Below are 17,264 nucleotides of genomic sequence, written 5' to 3'. Positions count from 1 at the left end.
TGGATGCGAGGGGTCTAGCGGTTGATTTTGATTTCCGTGCGACGGTTCATCGAGCGGCCGTCAGCGGTTTTGTTGTCGGCAACCGGCTGGCTTTCACCGGCCCCGCTGACCGAGACAAAGCTGCTGCGAGGTACACCTTCCTGGATGAGGTATTCAACCACCGAGTGAGCGCGCTTGTCCGACAGTTTCTGGTTGTAGGCATCACTGCCGACGCTGTCGGTGTGACCGGTCACGGTCAGTCGGGCGCTGGCAGCTTCCTGTTTCAGGCGACTGGCAATGGTGTTGAGCTTGTCTTTATCGGCGGCTGTCAGCTTGGCCGAGTCGAACTGGAAGTTGACATCGCGAATGACAATGACTTCTTCCTTGACCACTACGACCTCTTCAACCACTGGAGCAGGTGCTGGTGGTGGGCAACCATCGGCATCGACCCGCACGCCTTTTGGCGTGCCCGGGCACTTGTCGCGGCTGTCGAGCACACCATCGCCGTCTTCGTCACCATCACCGTGAACCCAGCAATAGGCTGCCGCCGTAGCACCGACTACCAACGCGCCATAACCGGCCCATGATGAACTCTCGGTCGCGCCGAGACCCGCACCTACGACACCACCGACCGCCGCACAGGTCGGCCAGTCGGTTTTCTGCAAACCTGCGCAACCAGTCAACACACTGGTTAGCAGAACCAGGGGTAATGCTGTCCGAACTATGCTCATCTAATTTTCTCCTGAAGGATCGGCTTAGAACCGATTCAGGGAGTAAAGACCGGAGTTTTAATCTCCGCCAGCAATAGGCCATGGCAGTTTAGTCTCGTGTTCACGGGAGATCGTCACTTTTGAAGCAAACCGGCTCTAGGCTCGAACCGGCGGGCAGGCTAGTCTTGGCACATCTGATTGAGGATCTTCGATGATTGCAGGTATTTCTTCGCGCACACCGCAGCAGGCACTGGCCGCTTTGCTGGACCGTTACGCCCCCGCGCGCCTGTTGTTGATTGGCGCCAGCGAATTCCCCGCGCTTGAGGCCTTCAAGCTTGCGCATCCGGACAGCAGCGTGGCGCATACGGCGCCCGGGCCGTTGCCCGCAGAGCTGGCGGCGCGCCGTTTTGACCTGGCGCTGGTGGTCGACTGCCTCGAACACTTGCCCAAGCGTGATGGCCTGAACCTGCTCGGTGGCATTCGCAACCTCAACGCCAGCCGCATCGCGGTGCTGGCCGATTTGCCGGCGAGCGGATGGCAGGAAACGGATTTTTTCTCCCTGGCGCTGCAAGCCAGCGAACGCTTCCAGCGTGACGACCAGGTGCTGACCCTGTTCACCTATGATCTGCTTGACTACAAACAAGTACCCGACTGGCTCAACTCGCGGTTCTGGGCCAATCCGGAAAATTTCGGGAAATACTGGTGGTAACGCAATGAGTACATCCATTTGCCCTTGCGGCAGCGGCACCCTGCTCGATGCCTGCTGCGGCCATTACCATGCCGGACATCCGGCACCCTGCGCCGAAGCCCTGATGCGCTCGCGCTACAGCGCCTACGTGCTGGGCCTGATCGATTATCTGGTAGCAACCACCCTGCCCGCCCAGCAGACCGGGCTCGATCGTCAATCGATCACTGACTGGAGCGCCCAGAGCACTTGGCTGGGCCTTGAAGTTGAGAGTTCCGAAGTGCTCGGCGGCCAGCCGGAGCATGCCTTCGTCACTTTCACCGCACGCTGGCACGACGGCAGCGGCGAACACAGCCATCGCGAACGCTCGTCGTTTGTGCAGAATGCCGGGCGCTGGTACTTCATCGACCCTACGGTGCAACTGGATATCGGGCGCAACGACGCCTGCCCTTGCGCCAGCGGGCATAAGTTCAAAAAGTGCTGTTCGGGGTACTTCGGTAGTTGATAAGGTCAGAAGTGCGACCCGATCTGTAGGAGCGAGCTTGCTCGCGAAAAACCTGAGAGCAACGCGTGGTGTCAGGCTAACCGCGTCATCGTTGACCTCCATCGCGAGCATGCTCGCTCCTACAGGTTCAAGGGAGAAAACCGACCATGATCACCCAGCGACTCGCACGCATACTGCTCACGCTGGCTCTTTGTCTGGGGCTCGGCGGCTGCGCATCCTGGTTCAGTACCGATGAGCCAGACCCCGAGGTGCATCTGGTCAAGGTCGAAGTCGTGCGGGCCAAGCTGATGGAGCAACGGTTTGTCCTGCATTTTCGCATCGACAACCGCAACGACAGCGAGTTGACCGTGCGTGGCCTGGAGTATCGCATCCACTTGGGCGACATCCTGTTGGCCGAAGGCGAGCATGAGCACTGGATCACCGTTAACCCCCGGAGCAGCCGTTTTTACAAGGTGCCGATCCGCACCAACCTGTGGCCTAAGGTCAAGGACCTGGTCAAACAGCTGAAAAACCCCGAGCAGGCCGTTCCCTATCGTCTGGAAGGTGAGATGGAAACCGGTTTATTCATCGCCCATTACGTGCACCTGGCGCGTAATGGCGTGATAATCCCCGCCGATCTAATTCCGGAGTAACCCCGATGACTCAGCAACCCCATGTCCATGGCCCAGACTGCAACCACGATCATGACCATCACCAGCATGATCACGACCATGGCCATGTTCACGGCCCGAACTGCGGCCACGCCCACCAGGAACCGGTGCGCAACGCCCTGAAAGACGTTGGCCGCAACGATCCTTGCCCATGCGGCAATGGCAAGAAATTCAAGAAGTGCCACGGCGCTTGATCGGCTGAACCCATTGCTCTGTAGGAGCTGCGGTGCGGCGATCCCGGCAAGCCGGCTCCTACAGGGTTTCGCCCGCTTCCAGAATATGTGCGGTGCTGATGACCGTGGCGTACTCGCCATGCAAGTTCCCCAGCGACATCGCATGGACCTCTTCGGCTGAGTGGGCAATGCCGAAAAAGTCGGCCTTGTCGAAGGTAAAGCAGCCATCCTCCACGACCCAGGCCTCAAACCCCAGGTTGCCTGCCGTGCGCGCCGTGGACTCCACCGAGTTGTGAGTCGCCACGCCAACGATGACCAATTGCTCGATCCCTGCCTCGCGCAAAACGGCTTCCAGACCCGTCGAACAAAACGCATCCGGCACCTGTTTTTGAATGTGTCGTTCGCCAGTTGCTGGCAGAAATCGCTCCTGAAATTCCACCCCGGATTGCTCAGGCCAGAACACTGATTCCTCTGAACGGGACAAATGCTGCACGTGGATCACCGGCCGGGCGCTGCGGCGCCAGTGGCCCAGCAGTTCCAGCATGCGCTCTTCGGCCTGGGGATTGTTCCGGCGACCGAGTTTCGGGTGCAGGATGCCTTTCTGTTGATCGATGATGATCAGCGCCGCGTTCGTCTTGAGCTCCATGCAGACTTTTCTCATACCGGGTTGAATGGCGTTGCCCAGGTTGGCAAATCTTGCGGATGATTTCAGAAGGATCGCTCCCATGTTGCATGGGAGCGATCATCAGCGCGGGCTCAATGACCGAACACGCCCACCTTCTTGGCTTTCTTTTCCGTGCGCTTTTCAATGGCGGTTTTCAGCGGTTTTTTCTTCGCTGCTTTCTTCGAATCCATACCTTTGGACATGATGCGTACTCCACTGACTGGGGATGTTAGATCAGGTATACACCTATCGCTGCCGGCGTGTTCTTTTATAATCATCGGCTTTGCATACCGACAGTCCCAGACCATGCCCAACACCCAGTACACCCGGCTCGACGAGCCGTTATGGCCAATGATGAACAAGTTTTATCGCGCCCACCAATCGTCGATGAAGGCGGTCCGCGACGCACAATTGTGGGTTGCGCGGCGCGACGAGATCGTCGCAGCGTTATGTTTGCGGCCGGTGTCCGGCGGGCATTGGTTGACCGGATTGTTTGTCGACCCGGCCTGTCGCGGCCAGGGTATCGCCGCCGCGTTGATCGCCGCCGCCGTCAGCCACATTGAAAGCCCGGTATGGCTGTTCTGTCATCCGGACTTGCGGGATTTTTATCATCGTCGTGGCTTTGCCTTCGATCCGCCAATGCCTTACGCCATGGTCGAGCGCCTGAGTCGCTACGCCCGCAGCAAGCCGATGATTGCCATGGGCCTGGAACCGTAAACAGGTCAGTCGTCTGCGTTGGGATCAAGATCCGGGAACATCACCTCGGTAAACCCGAACTTGCTGAAATCGCTGATGCGCGACGGGTACAACCGACCGATCAGGTGATCGCACTCATGCTGCACCACCCGCGCGTGAAACCCCGAGGCGATACGCACGATCGGCTCGCCCTTGGGGTCGAACCCTTCGTAACGAATGTGTTGATATCGATCCACCGCGCCGCGCAGGCCAGGCACCGACAGGCACCCTTCGAAACCCTCTTCCAAAGTCGGGCTCAGCGGCGTGATCAGTGGATTGATCAGAATGGTCTGCGGCACCGCTTCGGCGTCCGGGTAACGTTCGCTGTGCTCGAACCCGAAGATCACCAGCTGCAGATCGACGCCGATCTGTGGCGCGGCCAGGCCGACCCCGCCGACGCTTTCCATGGTCTGGAACATGTCGTCGATCAGTTGCCACAACTCGGGGCTGTCGAACATCTCGGCCGGCACCTGCGGGGCAATGCGCAACAAGCGCTCATCGCCCATTTTCAGAATTTCACGAATCATGGTCAGGTTTCGTCAATGGTAGGTTTGGGTTGGGAATGATCGCGGCCCAGTCCCGACACGTGGTGTTTTTCCTCATGGACGGGACCATTCTCGCCGGGAACCTTTTCGCCAGGGTCCTTGCCCTCGCGCGACATGTGCTCGATTACCGCATTCATCTCTGCGCCCAGCAGCAACACGGCGGCGGAGATGTAGAAGTACAGCAATAGCACAATGATCGCGCCGATACTGCCATACATGGCGTTGTAGTTGGCGAACTCCTTGACGTACAGACCGAAGCCCAGCGACGCAATGATCCACACCACCACCGCCAGGACCGAACCAGGTGTGATGAAGCGAAACTCTTGCTTGACGTCAGGCATGACGTAATAGATCAGCGCCACGGCGACCATCAACAGGATCACGATCACCGGCCAGCGAGCGATGGTCCAGAGGGTGACGATGAAGTATTCGAGACCGACTTGCGCCGCGATCCAGTTCATCACTTGCGGGCCGAGCACCATCAGCGCGGCAGCGATCAACAGCATGCCGGCGATACCTACGGTGTAGATGATCGACAATGGGAAACGCTTCCACGCCGGACGGCCTTCGACCACATCATAAGCAGCGTTCATCGCGCTCATCATCAGCCGCACACCGGCCGAGGCGGTCCACAGGGCAATCACGATACCCACTGACAACAGGCCACCCTTGGATTGCTGGAGCTGGTCGATCACCGGGTTGACCTGCTCCAGCGCCTGGGGCGGCAACACCAGTTCCGACTGCAGGCGCAACCAGGAAAAGAAGTCAGGCAGGTGCAGGAAACCGATCAAGGCGATCAGGAACAGAATGAAGGGGAACAGCGAAAACAGCATCTGATAAGCCAGCGCCGAGGCATAGGTCGACATCTCGTCGTCGACGAACTCAGTGACCGTGCGCATTATTACACGGTGGATAGGCAGACCTCTCATGTCCGGGAAAATCATTAGCGTCTCCATTCGCCGCATTCAAGATAGGGTTGAAGTCGTGGCGACTCAGGGGCTGTTTTCTACATCAAAGTAGTGTACTTGGCGACTTTGAAACGATTTCCGTGCTCAAGTTCAGGCTGACACAAAAACGGCCATCCGAGGATGGCCGTCGCTTTCGCCAATCAAAGGCCAAATCAGGCCTTGTCGACGCCTTTTTTGATAGCGTCCTTGGCTTTGCCCACTGCTTGCTGCGTTTCGCCTTTCTTTTCCTGCACCACGCCTTCGGCGCGCATTTTGTCGTTGCCGGTTGCCTTGCCAACGCCTTGTTTGACGTTACCAGCGGCTTCGTTGGCCATGCCTTTAACTTTATCGCCTGTGCTGCTCATGGTGTTTCTCCCGAACATATTGATGAATAAAGTAGTTACAGAAGGTTGACCAGAGGCGTTTGCACGGAGTTTCATTTATTTTTACCGCGACATTTCATCGATCCGGGCAGGTTGGGCTTTATGTTTACCGGCCAACCCCCGAGAATGCGCAACGTATTCAGGCCCTGGCGCTGAAGATCCAATTTTGTAGGAATGTTATGAAACTCGATAAAAAGCAGGCCATTGCCCGCAGAAATCAGGAACTCGGCGGTGCTGTGCTTGGCGTCAACAACTGCCACTTCACCGAACTGAACCGCAACCGCAACATCTGGTGGTTCGACATCCCGGTGTCGCGCCTGGCCGTTGGTCAGTACGAGTGGATTCACTTGCTGATGCACACCCCGGACACCGACGAACTGCTGCACCTGAAAGTGCCGACGGTGTTCCTGCGCGAGAAGCTCGAAGGCCTGGTGGTACGCAACGAAGGCAAGCGCAAGGCAGCCCTGAGCCTGGAACTGAGCGCCGACAAGGATTCGTACCTGCAGGACATGCGCCCGGCGGGCACCAACGTCAATTTCGCGCCGTTCCGTCAATAACACCCGCTCTCTGCACTGATCGTTCCCACGCTCTGCGTGGGAATGCCGCCCCGGACGCTCCGCGTCCGATGCTGGGACGCAGAGCGTCCCGGGATGCGTTACCACGCAGAGCGTGGGAACGATCAAGCACATACAAAAAGCCCCGCGTCTGCGGGGCTTTTTGTTTTATGCGGCGTTCTTCGCCTTGATCTTCTTCAGCTCTTCATCACGCAGCTCACGACGCAGGATCTTGCCGACGTTGGTCGTCGGCAGCGCATCACGGAACTCCACAGCGCGCGGGACCTTATAGCCGGTGACGTTGGCGCGCATGTGCTCCATCACCTGCTCCTTGGTCAAGGTCACGCCCGGTTTGGCGACGATGAAAATCTTGATCGCCTCCCCCGATTTCTCGTCCGGCACACCGATGGCCGCGCATTGCAGCACACCCGGCAGGGTCGCCAGCACGTCTTCCAGCTCGTTCGGGTACACGTTGAAACCGGAGACCAGGATCATGTCTTTCTTGCGATCGACAATGCGCATGTAGCCATCCGCCTGGATCAGCGCGATGTCACCGGTCTTCAACCAGCCTTCGCTGTCGAGGATTTCATCGGTGGCGTCCTGACGCTGCCAGTAGCCCTTCATGACTTGCGGACCTTTCACACAGAGTTCGCCGATTTCGCCCAATGGCTGCTCGACACCGGCATCGTCGACGATTTTGCACAGGGTCGACGGCACCGGAATGCCGATGGTGCCGATCTGGATGTGCTGGATCGGGTTGACCGTGGCCACCGGGCTGGTTTCGGTCATGCCGTAACCTTCGCAGATGGCGCAACCGGTGACTGCTTTCCAGCGTTCCGCCGCCGCCAGTTGCAGGGCCATGCCGCCGGACAGGGTGACTTTCAATGCCGAGAAATCCAGCTTGCGGAAGCCTTCGTTGTTGCACAGGGCCACGAACAAGGTGTTGAGGCCGACGAAACCGCTGAACTTCCACTTCGACAGTTCCTTGACCATCGCCGGCAGGTCGCGCGGGTTGCTGATCAGGATGTTGTGGTTGCCGATCAGCATCATCGCCATGCAATGAAAGGTGAAGGCGTAGATGTGGTACAGCGGCAGCGGCGTGATCAGGATTTCGCAACCCTCATTGAGGTTGGAGCCCATCAGCGCCTTGCACTGCAGCATGTTCGCCACCAGGTTGCGGTGGGTCAGCATCGCGCCCTTGGCCACGCCGGTGGTGCCGCCGGTGTATTGCAGCACCGCGACATCGCTGCTGGCCGGGCTGGCTTCGGTCACGGGCTGACCATGGCCCTTGCTCAACACGTCGTTGAACTTGACGGCTTTTGGCAAGTGATAAGCCGGCACCATCTTCTTCACGTACTTGATCACGCTGTTGATCAGCAGGCGTTTGAGCGGTGGCAACAGGTCCGCCACTTCCGTGACGATGACGTGCTTGACCCCGGTTTTCGGCACCACGGCTTCCGCCAGGTGCGCCATGTTGGCCAGGCAAACCAGGGCTTTTGCACCGGAGTCGTTGAACTGGTGTTCCATTTCCCGCGCGGTGTACAGTGGGTTGGTGTTGACCACGATCAACCCGGCGCGGATGGCACCGAAGACGGCAACCGGGTACTGCAACACGTTAGGCAGTTGCACGGCGATTCGATCGCCCGGCTGCAAATCGGTATGCTGTTGCAGGTACGCGGCAAAGGCACCGGACAATTCGTACAGCTCACCGTAGGTGATGGTCCTACCCAGGTTGCTGAATGCCGGTTTGTTGGCGAAGCGTTGGCAGGATTGCTTCAACACTGCCTGAATATTCGGGTACTCGTCTGGATTGATGTCGGCAGCAATTCCAGCTGGGTACTTATCCTTCCAAAAGTCTTCGATCATGGAAGCCCACTCCTCAGCAACGCGAATTCAGCACCGCATTTGATGCGATTATTATTGGTGTTTTTCTACCGGTGAGTCTGGCTTTTTACTAGGCCGAGAAGTCACAAAGCGCGCCGAGAGTAGCAGCTTTGAATAGGGTCGACTAGAGCCAAAAACGGCCCCTACGGTCACTTCTGTGACTCAAGAATAGCAACCAGTCATTTTAGAGCAAAAAGCCTATAAGTCGCTGAAAGCCCCGTAAATCGGGACTTCAAACCGTAGGAGCGAGCAGGCTCGCGAAGAACGTCCGGGCAACGCGTTCATCCAGTCAAGGCGCGTTATCGTTGACGTCCATCGCGAGCATGCTCGCTCCTACAGGGGGGCCGCCATCTAGCGGTTATGCAATATCCCGCAACTCCCGCCGCAGAATCTTGCCCACCGGCGTCATCGGCAACGACTCACGCAAGACGATGTGCTTGGGCACTTTGTACGCCGTGAAATTTTCCTTGCAGTAGGCCTTCAGCTCTTCAAGGCTGACCCCCGCCTCACGGGCCACCACGAACAACTTCACCGCCTCGCCCGAACGCTCGTCCGGCACACCGATCACCGCGCAGTTGGCGACTTTCGGGTGAGCCATGACCACGTCTTCGATTTCGTTCGGGTACACGTTGAAACCCGAGACGATGATCATGTCCTTCTTGCGATCGACGATGCGCACAAAGCCGTCCGGGTCGATCACCGCAATGTCCCCGGACTTGAACCAGCCCTCGGCATCCAGCACTTCGTTGGTCGCCTCGGGTTTCTGCCAGTAGCCCTTCATGATCTGCGGGCCCTTGATGCACAGTTCGCCACGCTCGCCCAACGGCTGCTCGACACCGTCGTCGTTGATGACCTTCAACGTGGTGCCCGGCACCGGCAGGCCGACCGTGCCGATGCGCGACTGGTCGCCATACGGGTTGGTGCAGGCCACCGGCGAGGTTTCGGTCAGGCCGTAACCTTCGGTGATGCGGCAACCGGTCAACTGCTCCCAGCGCTCGGCCGTGGCCTTGACCAGCGCGGTGCCGCCGGAGTTGGTGAGTTTGAGGCTGGAGAAGTCCAGGGTCCTGAAGTCCGGGTGGTCCATCAGCGCGACGAACAGCGTGTTGAGCCCCAGCAATGCCGAGAACCGCCAGTTTTTCAGCTCCTTGATGAAAGCGCCGATGTCACGCGGATTGGTGATCAGCACGTTGTGGTTGCCGGTCACCATCATGCACATGCAATTGGCCGTGAACGCATAGATGTGGTACAGCGGCAGCGGTGCAATCATCACCTCCTGGCCTTCGCGCAGCAGCGACTGGCCGTCGGCCGCGTACTGGCTAAGGCAGGCGCGCGCCTGTTGCATGTTCGCCACCAGGTTACCGTGGGTCAACATCGCCCCCTTGGCCAGGCCGGTGGTACCGCCGGTGTATTGCAGCACGGCGATGTCGTTGAGGCCGGCTTTCAGCGCCTTGATGCCCTGGCCGCGACCCTGGCGCAGCGCACTCTTGAAGGAAATCGCCTGGGGCAAGGCGTAGGCCGGAACCATTTTCTTGACCTTGCTCACCAGCGTATTGACCAGCCAGCCCTTGGCGGCGGGCATCAGGTCGCCCATCTTCGCTTCGATCAGGTACTGGATGTCGGTGTCCGGGAGCACTTCCTGGACTTTGGCTCCGAACACGTTCAGGTACACCAGTGCCCGGGCACCGGAGTCCTTGAACTGATGACGCATCTCCCGCGCGGTGTACAGCGGGTTGGTGTTGACCACGATCAGCCCGGCGCGCAAGGCGCCGAACACGGCGATCGGATACTGCAGGACGTTGGGCATCTGCACCGCGATGCGATCCCCCGGCACCAGGTCGGTGTGGGCTTGCAGGTAACCGGCGAACGCTGCGCTGTAGCGTTCAAGTTCGGCGTAAGTCAGGGTGACGCCCATGTTGCTGAATGCCGGGCGATCAGCGAACTTCTTGCAGGAACGTTCGAACACCTCGATGACCGACTTGTATTCAGCGACATCAATGTCCAGGGGTACGCCGGCCGGGCGTTTGTCATTCCAGAAATCAGGTTGCATTGTTCTTGTCCTCTTTACCTGAGCCGATCCGGGGCCGCTGATCTGTCATTTCTCAAAAACAGAACGCGGGGCTTCACGGACACTAGCAGCTATGGCGAATCAGGCAAATATGGGCAAAGGCGTCATTGACCGTGTGAATCTTCCCGCCGTGGCGTGGGCTGATGCCAGCGACGCAATGCGCTATACAATGCAACCACCTCGCGCCCCATGCATGGAAAGGAATCGCCATGATCCACGACACGTTCTGGCTGACCACCAGTGACCGCAGCCGCCTCTTCGTCAACCAGTGGCTGCCTGCCGGCAGGCTCAAGGCCGTGATCCTGCTGGCTCACGGCATGGCAGAACACAGCGGCCGCTACGCGCGCCTGGCAGAAAAACTCTGCGAGCAGGGCTACGGCGTCTACGCGCCGGACCTGCGTGGACATGGCAAAACTGCCGAAAACGGGACGCTCGGCCATTTCAACGACAGCGACGGCTGGACTAAAGTGGTGGGCGACCTGGCGTGCCTCAACCAGCAAATCGGCCAGCAGCGCCCCGGGGTGCCCATCGTGCTGCTGGGACACAGCATGGGCAGCTACATCGCCCAGGCCTATCTGTTGCATCACAGCGCCAGCCTGCACGGGGCCATTCTCAGCGGTTCGAACTTCCAGCCCGTGGCCCTTTATCGCGCGGCTCGACAAATCGCTCGTGTCGAACGCCTGCGCCAGGGCCCCAAGGGGCGTAGCGCCCTGATCGAATGGCTGTCGTTCGGCTCGTTCAACAAAAAATTCAAACCGGCGCGCACCCGCTTCGACTGGCTCAGCCGTGACCCGGTGGAAGTCGACCTGTACGCCAACGATCCGCTGTGCGGCTTTCGCTGTACCAACCAGCTGTGGATCGATTTGCTCGGCGGGTTGCAGCAAATCAGCAAAGCGTCCAATCTCGCCCAGATCGATCCGGGCCTGCCACTGCTGGTGATCGGCGGCGAATGTGATCCGGTGAGTGAAGGCAAGCGTCTGAAGGATCTGGCCAACGCGCTGCGCGAGGCTGGCAGCCAGAGCCTGCAACTGACCGTTTACCCGCAGGCACGGCACGAACTGTTCAACGACATCAACCGCGATGAAGTGACGACCGACGTGTTGGCCTGGATCAACCAGACGTTGAGCAATCCGCGACCACACCGAACCGAATAGTTTTTTGTGAATTTTTTAATTCGTCACAGGAATCAAGACACATGACCCAGGTTACCAACACTCCTTACGAAGCCCTCGAAATCGGCCAGACCGCCAGCTTCAGCAAAACCGTTGAAGAGCGCGACATCCAGCTGTTCGCCGCGATGTCCGGCGACCACAACCCGGTGCACCTGGACGCCGAATACGCCGCCAGCACCATGTTCAAGGAGCGTATCGCCCACGGCATGTTCAGCGGCGCGCTGATCAGTGCCGCGGTCGCCTGCGAGCTGCCAGGGCCGGGCACTATCTACATCGGCCAGCAAATGAGCTTTCAGAAGCCGGTGAAGATTGGCGACACCCTGACGGTGCGCCTGGAAATTCTCGAGAAACTGCCGAAGTTTCGTGTGCGCATTGCCACTCGCGTGTTCAACCAGCGCGATGAACTGGTGGTGGATGGCGAGGCGGAGATTTTGGCGCCGCGCAAGCAACAGTCTGTGACCTTGACCGAGTTGCCGCCGATCAGCATTGGTTGACCCACAGGCAATTAACGCATCCAGAAAGAGCTTTTCTGTGGCGAGGGGATTTATCCCCGTTCGGCTGCGAAGCAGTCGTAAATCCAGACAACTCTCTCTGCCTGACCGGACGCAGGGGGCTGCTTCGCAGCCCAACGGGGATGAATCCCCTCGCCACAACGATCAGTGTGTACCCTCCTGCACCTGCACGCTCGCGGTCATCCCCGCACTTAAGTTGAGCCCTTCAGGCACCTTGTCCAGTTTGATCCGCACGGGTATCCGTTGCGCCAGCCGAACCCAGTTGAACGTCGGCTCCACCTCCGCCAACAACTGGCCATCCGGTGTGGTATTGCGGTCGGTAATCCCCCGGCTGATGCTTTCCACCCGCCCCTGCAAGGCATCCCCGGCGCTCATCAACCAGACTTTCACCGGGTCGCCGACGCGAATCCGCGGCAGTTTGGTTTCTTCGAAATACGCCTGCACATAGAAGGTCGAGTCATCGATCAAGGCCATCACCGATTGCCCGGCATTCACATAGTTGCCCTGGGCCAGGCGCAGGTTGGTGATGTGCCCGTTGCGCGGGGCATGGACCTGGCTGCGGTCCAGGTTGATTTGCGCCGCCTTGGCCTCGGCCTGGGCTTCGCGCAGCTCGCCCCGGGCGATACCGGCGTTGATCTGCGCGTTTTCCCGCAGCTCTGCACTGATCGCCTGCGGCCCGAGGCTGGCGCGTCGGCTGGCTTCGCGCTCGCGTAGATTGAGTTGCTGCTGGCGGGTCTGCACCACGGCCTGGGCCTTTTCCAACGCGGCTTCGAAACGGTCGCGGTCAATGCTCAACAACAGATCGCCGGCCTTGACCTGCTGGTTGTCGTAGGTCTTGAGCTCTCGAACCCAACCTGACACATCCGGGGAAATCACCACCACGTCGGCGCGGATGCGTGCGTCGCGGGTCCAGGGTGTCAGCATGTAGTACTGCCACAAATGCATACCGGCAAAAATCGCCACCGCCACCAGGCACAGGGTGACCACGACACGTACAGAGGTACGCATATTCAACTCCTTACAAAGGTCCGAGGACGACGGTGATCACGGTCAATACGCAGACGTACAAGGCGCAATCGAATAACGCTTCATGCCAGATCCAGCGGCTCACTGGCATCAGGCGCAACAAAAGGCGCAAGGCGCCGGTCACCAGCAGTGCCAGCACCACATAAATCAGAAACGGGCTGAGCAGCACGCCGCCCACCGACCACTCACGCAAGCCCATCGATTTCCTCCTGCTGACGGCACCAGGCGCGCCAGCTGTTTTGCAATTGCAGCACCGCGCCCTGGGCCAGTTTCACCGCGTCGCTGGGGGGCACGGCGTACAAGGTTTGCAGCAACGCTTCGCTCGGCTCGGCCAATGCCTCGGCGCGACTGCCGGCCGGACCTTGGCGCAGGACGCTTTCCAGGTCGTCGAGATAACGCTGTTGCGGCGCCGTGACCGGCACCTGTGCCACCGCCAGACTCAAGCGCAGGTGCAGCAATTCGTCGCCGATGTCCAGGCCGAGCAAACCGTCGTCCCAGCGACTGCGCGCCGGTTCCGGCAGTTCCGGATAGTGCCGCGCCAGTTGCAGCAAGCGGTCGGCCATGCGCCCGCCGAACCAGCTTTCGGCGCCGGCCAGGTTGCGCCGGGTCAGGCGCACCAGATCGTCAAGGGTTGCCGCCAGCAGACGTCGGCCATGCCAGGTCGGGTTGCGCAGGATCAACAAATGGAACGCCAGCACCGCGGCACCGACACCGATCACCATGGCCTGCGCGCTGTTGAAGAACGTCGCGACGTCGAACTGCATCTGGTTCAACGGTGCGACCAACACAATGAAATGCAGGCAAAACGACGTGGCCGTAGCGCCGATCTGCGCCTTGGCCATGCCCAGAGCACCGAAAAACAGCGGCACACCCATGCCCAGGCAGAGCATCGCGAAACTGCTCCATTGCGGCAGCAAAATCTGCCCGACGATAAACGCCGCCGGAAGGGCCAGAAAAATACCCCGCATAAAACTCATGCCGATCTGCGCACCGTTCTCACGACTGGCAAACAGGCTGCACACCACGCAGGTCAACACCAGTGCACCGGCTGCGGCGGGCCAGGCGGTTGCCAGCCAAAAGCACGACACCACCAGGAAAGCCAGCGCGCTACGGGCGCCGAAGACCAGGGCCAAAGACAGATCGCGGTGCGGTGTCAGGGTTCTCGGCGGGTCGAGTGTTTCACTGCCCTGCTCCACCGCTTCCAACGCCGCGTTCGCCGCCATGGCGGTATCCATCAACAAGGTGAAACGGACCAGGCAGTAACTCTGCGCAGAACTGATGCCCGGATCATGGGAAGCATCAAGCAAGCGCGGGCGCAAGGCTTGCAGGGCCGCTGTATCGGCACTGTTCAGCGCCTCCTGAACCTCGTTCATCCACGGCTGTAATTGCGCTGATTCCAGCGGTTCCAACTGCTTCCACTGCCGACGCACCGAACGGGCAATACGCAACAGCATCAACAGCTTCTGGCTCAAGCCGCTGATGGCCCGCGCGCGCTGCCGGCCACGGCTGCCTTCGAACCAGGCGTGTTCACGCTGGGCGTCCACCGCGACGATTCTTCCGAGGATTTCCAGCAGCCCTTTACGCGCCTGACCATCACCGGCCAGGGTCGCCCGCGCGGCATTGATGCCGCTTTGCCAGGCAGCCCGGGCCTGATCCGCCAATTGTCGTTCGACCCGCAGCGGCCAGAGCAAGGCACTACTGGCAGTGGCGCAGATGATCCCCAGGCAGATTTCCGTGCAACGCGCCACCGCCTGATCGAACACCGTCAGCGGATGGTTGATGGCCGGCAAGGCAATGATTGCCACCGTGTAACCGGCCAGCACAAATGAATAGGACCAGGCGCTGCGCAACAGCGTTGAACTGGCGGTACACAGCCCTAGCCATAATGCCAGGGCCAACAGGAACAGCCAGGGTGTCTGGGCGAAGACGCCCATGAACACCACCGACATGATGGTCCCGACCAATGTCCCCAGCAGCCGCGCCAGGCCCTTCTGCAAGACCATCCCGGACAATGGCTGGGCCACGATGAAGGCCGTCATCAACGCCCAGGCCGGTTGCTCCAGGCCCCAGCGCAACGCCAGCCACAGCGCCACGCCCCCGCCGATCAAGGTCTTGATCGCGAATTGCACGGCGCGAAGGTCAGGCGCGAACAAAGCCTGCAGGGTGATTGGCACGAAATGGGCTCATGAAAGGACGATTTAACGATAGACAGCTTCTCCCACGGACCACCAAAAAACGCGGACCCCGTAGGAGCTGCCGTAGGCTGCGATCTTTTAGCGGCTTTGAACTCGCTGAAGAGCAAGATCAAAAGATCGCAGCCTTCGGCAGCTCCTACAAGGGCCGGGTGCAGCTTTAAACACCGGGATCGAGTAGGAGGCGGTTTCACAACCGCCGTCCTCTCACGCCACCGTACGTACGGTTCCGTATACGGCGGCTCAAGTTATGCGGCTAAGCCGATTTATCGTATCCAGTATCGAGACCAGCCCTAGCTGATCCCACAGCTTCTTCGGTAACGCCTGATTCATATGTGACGCCCCCGAGTTCCACCATGGTCCGCGACCATTGAAGGCTGATTTGCAGGCGCGCGCTTCGCTAAGCCCCAAGCGCATCAAGTTGCGCGCCCTCGTAGAGGGCTGCTTCCATTGGCGCCAGATGACGCAGCGAAGTTTATGCCGCACCCACCCGTCCAGCTCCTCAAGGGGGCGCTTGCTCTGACTGAGCTTGAAGTAGCCCGCCCAACCGCGCAGTACGGGGTTAATCCGCTCGATGACGTTCGCCATCTTGTGGCCCCGTGCGCCGCGCAGCAGGTTTCTGAGTCGGTCGCGTAAGCGACCCAGACTCATCGTCGCTACTCTTAACCTCGGTTGTTGATGCCAGCTCATCCCGTAGCCCAAGTAATCACACATCCACGACCCGGCTACTCGGCTCTTTTCCCGATTCAGCGTCAGTTTCAGACGCTGATTCAGGAAACGCTCAACACCAGCCATCACTCGCGCGCCAGCACGAGGACTGCGCACATAAATGTTCGCATCGTCGGCATAGCGCACGAAGCGATGGCCCCGCCGTGTCAGCTCTTGGTCGAGTTCGTTGAGCAGGATGTTCGACAGCAACGGCGAGAGCGGGCCGCCTTGCGGCGTCCCTTCCTGCCGTCGGCTGGCGATCCCGCCCGACATCACGCCGGCCTCTAGATAACGACGGATCAGCCTGAGCACCCGCTTGTCTTCAACCTGACGCTGCACATGGGCCATCAATACATCGTGGTTGACCCGATCGAAGAACTTCTCCAGATCGAGTTCCACACACCAGCGGTGGCCCGCCGCCACATGGGCACGGGCTGTTTCGATGGCTTGGTGGGCGCTTCTGCCCGGACGGAAGCCGTAGCTATAGTCCGAGAACAGCGGGTCAAAGATCGGCGTGAGCTGTTGCAGCAGTGCCTGTTGGATCAGGCGATCCACGACGCTGGGGATACCCAGCTGTCTTGTCCCGCCTTTGGGTTTGGGGATTTCGACGGCGCGTACACCTTGCGGGTGATACTCACCGGCCAGCAACCTGGCCTTGAGGGTTGGCCAATACTGTTCCACGTAGCCCGCCAATTCGTCGACCGTCATGCCATCGGCACCCGGCGCCCCCTCGTTGCTGACCACGCGGTGATACGCACGCTTGAGGTTGGCCGATGCAAGCACCCGCGCCATCAGCGTGTCCGGCTCCGCGTTCGTCCACATCACAGACGTCGCCGATGCCTGCGCACTGCCAGCCGTCGCCCGCGGATTCTGTCCGGAACTAGGGGTCACAGTTCTCCCTCGGAGAAATTTCTGCTTTTCGACATTCGACGAGACTCTGACGCCTACTGGCGGCATAACCTGTTCGGCCCTTGGTGGCAGGGTTATTTGCCACTTACTACGGCCTCGGCTGACTTCTGCACGTTCATCCCGTCGCCTCTCGACGCTCGGTAGCACAGTGGCAAACGTGCAGATCTCCCAGGGTAATTCGCGCGACCTTCCTGCTTATGCCTGTCGGATCTACGTCACAGCGTTCCGTGCAAGTATTGGGCTTTGGCAATTATGGCTACCTTACC

General features: G+C 59.7%; 19 protein-coding genes. 8 read left to right on the top strand and 11 right to left on the bottom strand.

Going from position 1 to position 17,264, the window contains the following annotated elements; all coding sequences use genetic code 11:
• Nucleotides 1-14: 14 nt before the first annotated feature.
• Nucleotides 15-710: a PA1041 family peptidoglycan-binding anchor lipoprotein gene (locus tag ACA058_RS06310; RefSeq protein WP_497638320.1), complete on the bottom strand. Its 696-nt coding sequence runs from the start codon at nucleotides 708-710 to the stop codon at nucleotides 15-17.
• 190 nt (nucleotides 711-900) lie between these two features.
• On the opposite strand from ACA058_RS06310, the gene ACA058_RS06305 reads away from it, so the two are divergent.
• The 4 genes from ACA058_RS06305 (at nucleotide 901) to ACA058_RS06290 (ending at nucleotide 2,723) form a co-directional block, all read left to right on the top strand.
• A complete protein-coding gene (locus tag ACA058_RS06305) occupies nucleotides 901-1,398 on the top strand; it encodes a DUF6231 family protein (RefSeq protein ID WP_497638319.1) in 498 nt (165 codons plus the stop codon).
• Between the two features lie 4 nt (nucleotides 1,399-1,402).
• Nucleotides 1,403-1,879, top strand: a complete 477-nt coding sequence (locus ACA058_RS06300; RefSeq protein WP_497638318.1) for a YchJ family protein — start codon at nucleotides 1,403-1,405, stop codon at nucleotides 1,877-1,879.
• Nucleotides 1,880-2,025: 146 nt separating this feature from the next.
• Complete coding sequence (locus ACA058_RS06295; RefSeq protein WP_497638317.1) at nucleotides 2,026-2,511, top strand: LEA/WHy family protein; 486 nt, start codon at nucleotides 2,026-2,028, stop codon at nucleotides 2,509-2,511.
• 5 nt (nucleotides 2,512-2,516) lie between these two features.
• A complete protein-coding gene (locus tag ACA058_RS06290) occupies nucleotides 2,517-2,723 on the top strand; it encodes an SEC-C metal-binding domain-containing protein (protein WP_008056806.1) in 207 nt (68 codons plus the stop codon).
• Nucleotides 2,724-2,781: 58 nt separating this feature from the next.
• Here ACA058_RS06290 and ACA058_RS06285 read toward each other — a convergent pair whose 3' ends face one another.
• Entirely contained in the window at nucleotides 2,782-3,348 is a 567-nt protein-coding gene (locus ACA058_RS06285; RefSeq protein ID WP_497638316.1) for a cysteine hydrolase family protein, read from the bottom strand.
• Between the two features lie 324 nt (nucleotides 3,349-3,672).
• Here ACA058_RS06285 and ACA058_RS06280 point away from each other — a divergent pair, with 324 nt between their 5' ends.
• Nucleotides 3,673-4,083, top strand: coding sequence for a GNAT family N-acetyltransferase (locus ACA058_RS06280; protein ID WP_497638315.1), 411 nt, complete (start codon nucleotides 3,673-3,675; stop codon nucleotides 4,081-4,083).
• A 5-nt stretch (nucleotides 4,084-4,088) separates the two neighbouring features.
• Here ACA058_RS06280 and def read toward each other — a convergent pair whose 3' ends face one another.
• The 3 genes from def to ACA058_RS06265 all read right to left on the bottom strand — a co-directional run bounded on the left by def (nucleotide 4,089) and on the right by ACA058_RS06265 (nucleotide 5,958).
• Entirely contained in the window at nucleotides 4,089-4,628 is a 540-nt protein-coding gene (gene def / locus ACA058_RS06275) for a peptide deformylase (RefSeq protein ID WP_497638314.1), read from the bottom strand.
• Between the two features lie 2 nt (nucleotides 4,629-4,630).
• Nucleotides 4,631-5,590, bottom strand: coding sequence for a YihY/virulence factor BrkB family protein (locus tag ACA058_RS06270; RefSeq protein WP_497638313.1), 960 nt, complete (start codon nucleotides 5,588-5,590; stop codon nucleotides 4,631-4,633).
• Nucleotides 5,591-5,766: 176 nt separating this feature from the next.
• On the bottom strand, nucleotides 5,767-5,958 hold the full coding sequence (locus ACA058_RS06265; protein ID WP_497639874.1) for a CsbD family protein: 192 nt from the start codon (nucleotides 5,956-5,958) through the stop codon (nucleotides 5,767-5,769).
• 197 nt (nucleotides 5,959-6,155) lie between these two features.
• Here ACA058_RS06265 and ACA058_RS06260 point away from each other — a divergent pair, with 197 nt between their 5' ends.
• Nucleotides 6,156-6,533, top strand: coding sequence for a hypothetical protein (locus tag ACA058_RS06260; RefSeq protein ID WP_497638312.1), 378 nt, complete (start codon nucleotides 6,156-6,158; stop codon nucleotides 6,531-6,533).
• A 165-nt stretch (nucleotides 6,534-6,698) separates the two neighbouring features.
• Here the strand turns inward: ACA058_RS06260 and fadD1 are convergent, their stop codons facing one another.
• Nucleotides 6,699-8,396, bottom strand: a complete 1,698-nt coding sequence (gene fadD1, locus ACA058_RS06255; RefSeq protein WP_497638311.1) for a long-chain-fatty-acid--CoA ligase FadD1 — start codon at nucleotides 8,394-8,396, stop codon at nucleotides 6,699-6,701.
• A 376-nt stretch (nucleotides 8,397-8,772) separates the two neighbouring features.
• On the bottom strand, nucleotides 8,773-10,461 hold the full coding sequence (gene fadD2, locus ACA058_RS06250; protein WP_497638310.1) for a long-chain-fatty-acid--CoA ligase FadD2: 1,689 nt from the start codon (nucleotides 10,459-10,461) through the stop codon (nucleotides 8,773-8,775).
• Between the two features lie 227 nt (nucleotides 10,462-10,688).
• Between fadD2 and ACA058_RS06245 the strand changes: the two genes are divergently transcribed.
• Both ACA058_RS06245 and ACA058_RS06240 read left to right on the top strand, forming a co-directional pair.
• Nucleotides 10,689-11,633 carry an alpha/beta hydrolase gene (locus ACA058_RS06245; protein ID WP_497638309.1) on the top strand — a complete coding sequence of 315 codons (945 nt, stop codon included), beginning with the start codon at nucleotides 10,689-10,691 and terminating at the stop codon, nucleotides 11,631-11,633.
• A 41-nt stretch (nucleotides 11,634-11,674) separates the two neighbouring features.
• Nucleotides 11,675-12,145: a MaoC family dehydratase gene (locus tag ACA058_RS06240; protein ID WP_046816629.1), complete on the top strand. Its 471-nt coding sequence runs from the start codon at nucleotides 11,675-11,677 to the stop codon at nucleotides 12,143-12,145.
• A gap of 162 nt (nucleotides 12,146-12,307) precedes the next feature.
• Here ACA058_RS06240 and ACA058_RS06235 read toward each other — a convergent pair whose 3' ends face one another.
• The 4 genes from ACA058_RS06235 to ltrA form a co-directional block, all read right to left on the bottom strand.
• Complete coding sequence (locus tag ACA058_RS06235; RefSeq protein WP_497638308.1) at nucleotides 12,308-13,171, bottom strand: efflux RND transporter periplasmic adaptor subunit; 864 nt, start codon at nucleotides 13,169-13,171, stop codon at nucleotides 12,308-12,310.
• Between the two features lie 10 nt (nucleotides 13,172-13,181).
• Nucleotides 13,182-13,388, bottom strand: a complete 207-nt coding sequence (locus ACA058_RS06230) for a DUF1656 domain-containing protein (RefSeq protein WP_497638307.1) — start codon at nucleotides 13,386-13,388, stop codon at nucleotides 13,182-13,184.
• Nucleotides 13,375-15,363, bottom strand: a complete 1,989-nt coding sequence (locus ACA058_RS06225; RefSeq protein ID WP_497638306.1) for an FUSC family protein — start codon at nucleotides 15,361-15,363, stop codon at nucleotides 13,375-13,377. The genes ACA058_RS06230 and ACA058_RS06225 overlap by 14 nt, the downstream gene beginning before the upstream one ends.
• Nucleotides 15,364-15,624: 261 nt before the next feature.
• On the bottom strand, nucleotides 15,625-17,046 hold the full coding sequence (gene ltrA, locus ACA058_RS06220; RefSeq protein WP_497635123.1) for a group II intron reverse transcriptase/maturase: 1,422 nt from the start codon (nucleotides 17,044-17,046) through the stop codon (nucleotides 15,625-15,627).
• Between the last annotated feature and the right edge of the window lie 218 nt (nucleotides 17,047-17,264).

This window comes from Pseudomonas sp. LBUM1649, assembly GCF_059716155.1.
This window is presented reverse-complemented; position numbering and strand designations above follow the sequence as displayed.

Coding starts and splice junctions, on each gene's coding strand:
- ACA058_RS06310 (WP_497638320.1), bottom strand. CDS start 710: ATGAGCATAGTTCGGACAGCATTACCCCTGGTTCTGCTAACCAGTGTG.
- ACA058_RS06305 (WP_497638319.1), top strand. CDS start 901: ATGATTGCAGGTATTTCTTCGCGCACACCGCAGCAGGCACTGGCCGCT.
- ACA058_RS06300 (WP_497638318.1), top strand. CDS start 1,403: ATGAGTACATCCATTTGCCCTTGCGGCAGCGGCACCCTGCTCGATGCC.
- ACA058_RS06295 (WP_497638317.1), top strand. CDS start 2,026: ATGATCACCCAGCGACTCGCACGCATACTGCTCACGCTGGCTCTTTGT.
- ACA058_RS06290 (WP_008056806.1), top strand. CDS start 2,517: ATGACTCAGCAACCCCATGTCCATGGCCCAGACTGCAACCACGATCAT.
- ACA058_RS06285 (WP_497638316.1), bottom strand. CDS start 3,348: ATGGAGCTCAAGACGAACGCGGCGCTGATCATCATCGATCAACAGAAA.
- ACA058_RS06280 (WP_497638315.1), top strand. CDS start 3,673: ATGCCCAACACCCAGTACACCCGGCTCGACGAGCCGTTATGGCCAATG.
- def (WP_497638314.1), bottom strand. CDS start 4,628: ATGATTCGTGAAATTCTGAAAATGGGCGATGAGCGCTTGTTGCGCATT.
- ACA058_RS06270 (WP_497638313.1), bottom strand. CDS start 5,590: ATGATTTTCCCGGACATGAGAGGTCTGCCTATCCACCGTGTAATAATG.
- ACA058_RS06265 (WP_497639874.1), bottom strand. CDS start 5,958: ATGAGCAGCACAGGCGATAAAGTTAAAGGCATGGCCAACGAAGCCGCT.
- ACA058_RS06260 (WP_497638312.1), top strand. CDS start 6,156: ATGAAACTCGATAAAAAGCAGGCCATTGCCCGCAGAAATCAGGAACTC.
- fadD1 (WP_497638311.1), bottom strand. CDS start 8,396: ATGATCGAAGACTTTTGGAAGGATAAGTACCCAGCTGGAATTGCTGCC.
- fadD2 (WP_497638310.1), bottom strand. CDS start 10,461: ATGCAACCTGATTTCTGGAATGACAAACGCCCGGCCGGCGTACCCCTG.
- ACA058_RS06245 (WP_497638309.1), top strand. CDS start 10,689: ATGATCCACGACACGTTCTGGCTGACCACCAGTGACCGCAGCCGCCTC.
- ACA058_RS06240 (WP_046816629.1), top strand. CDS start 11,675: ATGACCCAGGTTACCAACACTCCTTACGAAGCCCTCGAAATCGGCCAG.
- ACA058_RS06235 (WP_497638308.1), bottom strand. CDS start 13,171: ATGCGTACCTCTGTACGTGTCGTGGTCACCCTGTGCCTGGTGGCGGTG.
- ACA058_RS06230 (WP_497638307.1), bottom strand. CDS start 13,388: ATGGGCTTGCGTGAGTGGTCGGTGGGCGGCGTGCTGCTCAGCCCGTTT.
- ltrA (WP_497635123.1), bottom strand. CDS start 17,046: ATGCCGCCAGTAGGCGTCAGAGTCTCGTCGAATGTCGAAAAGCAGAAA.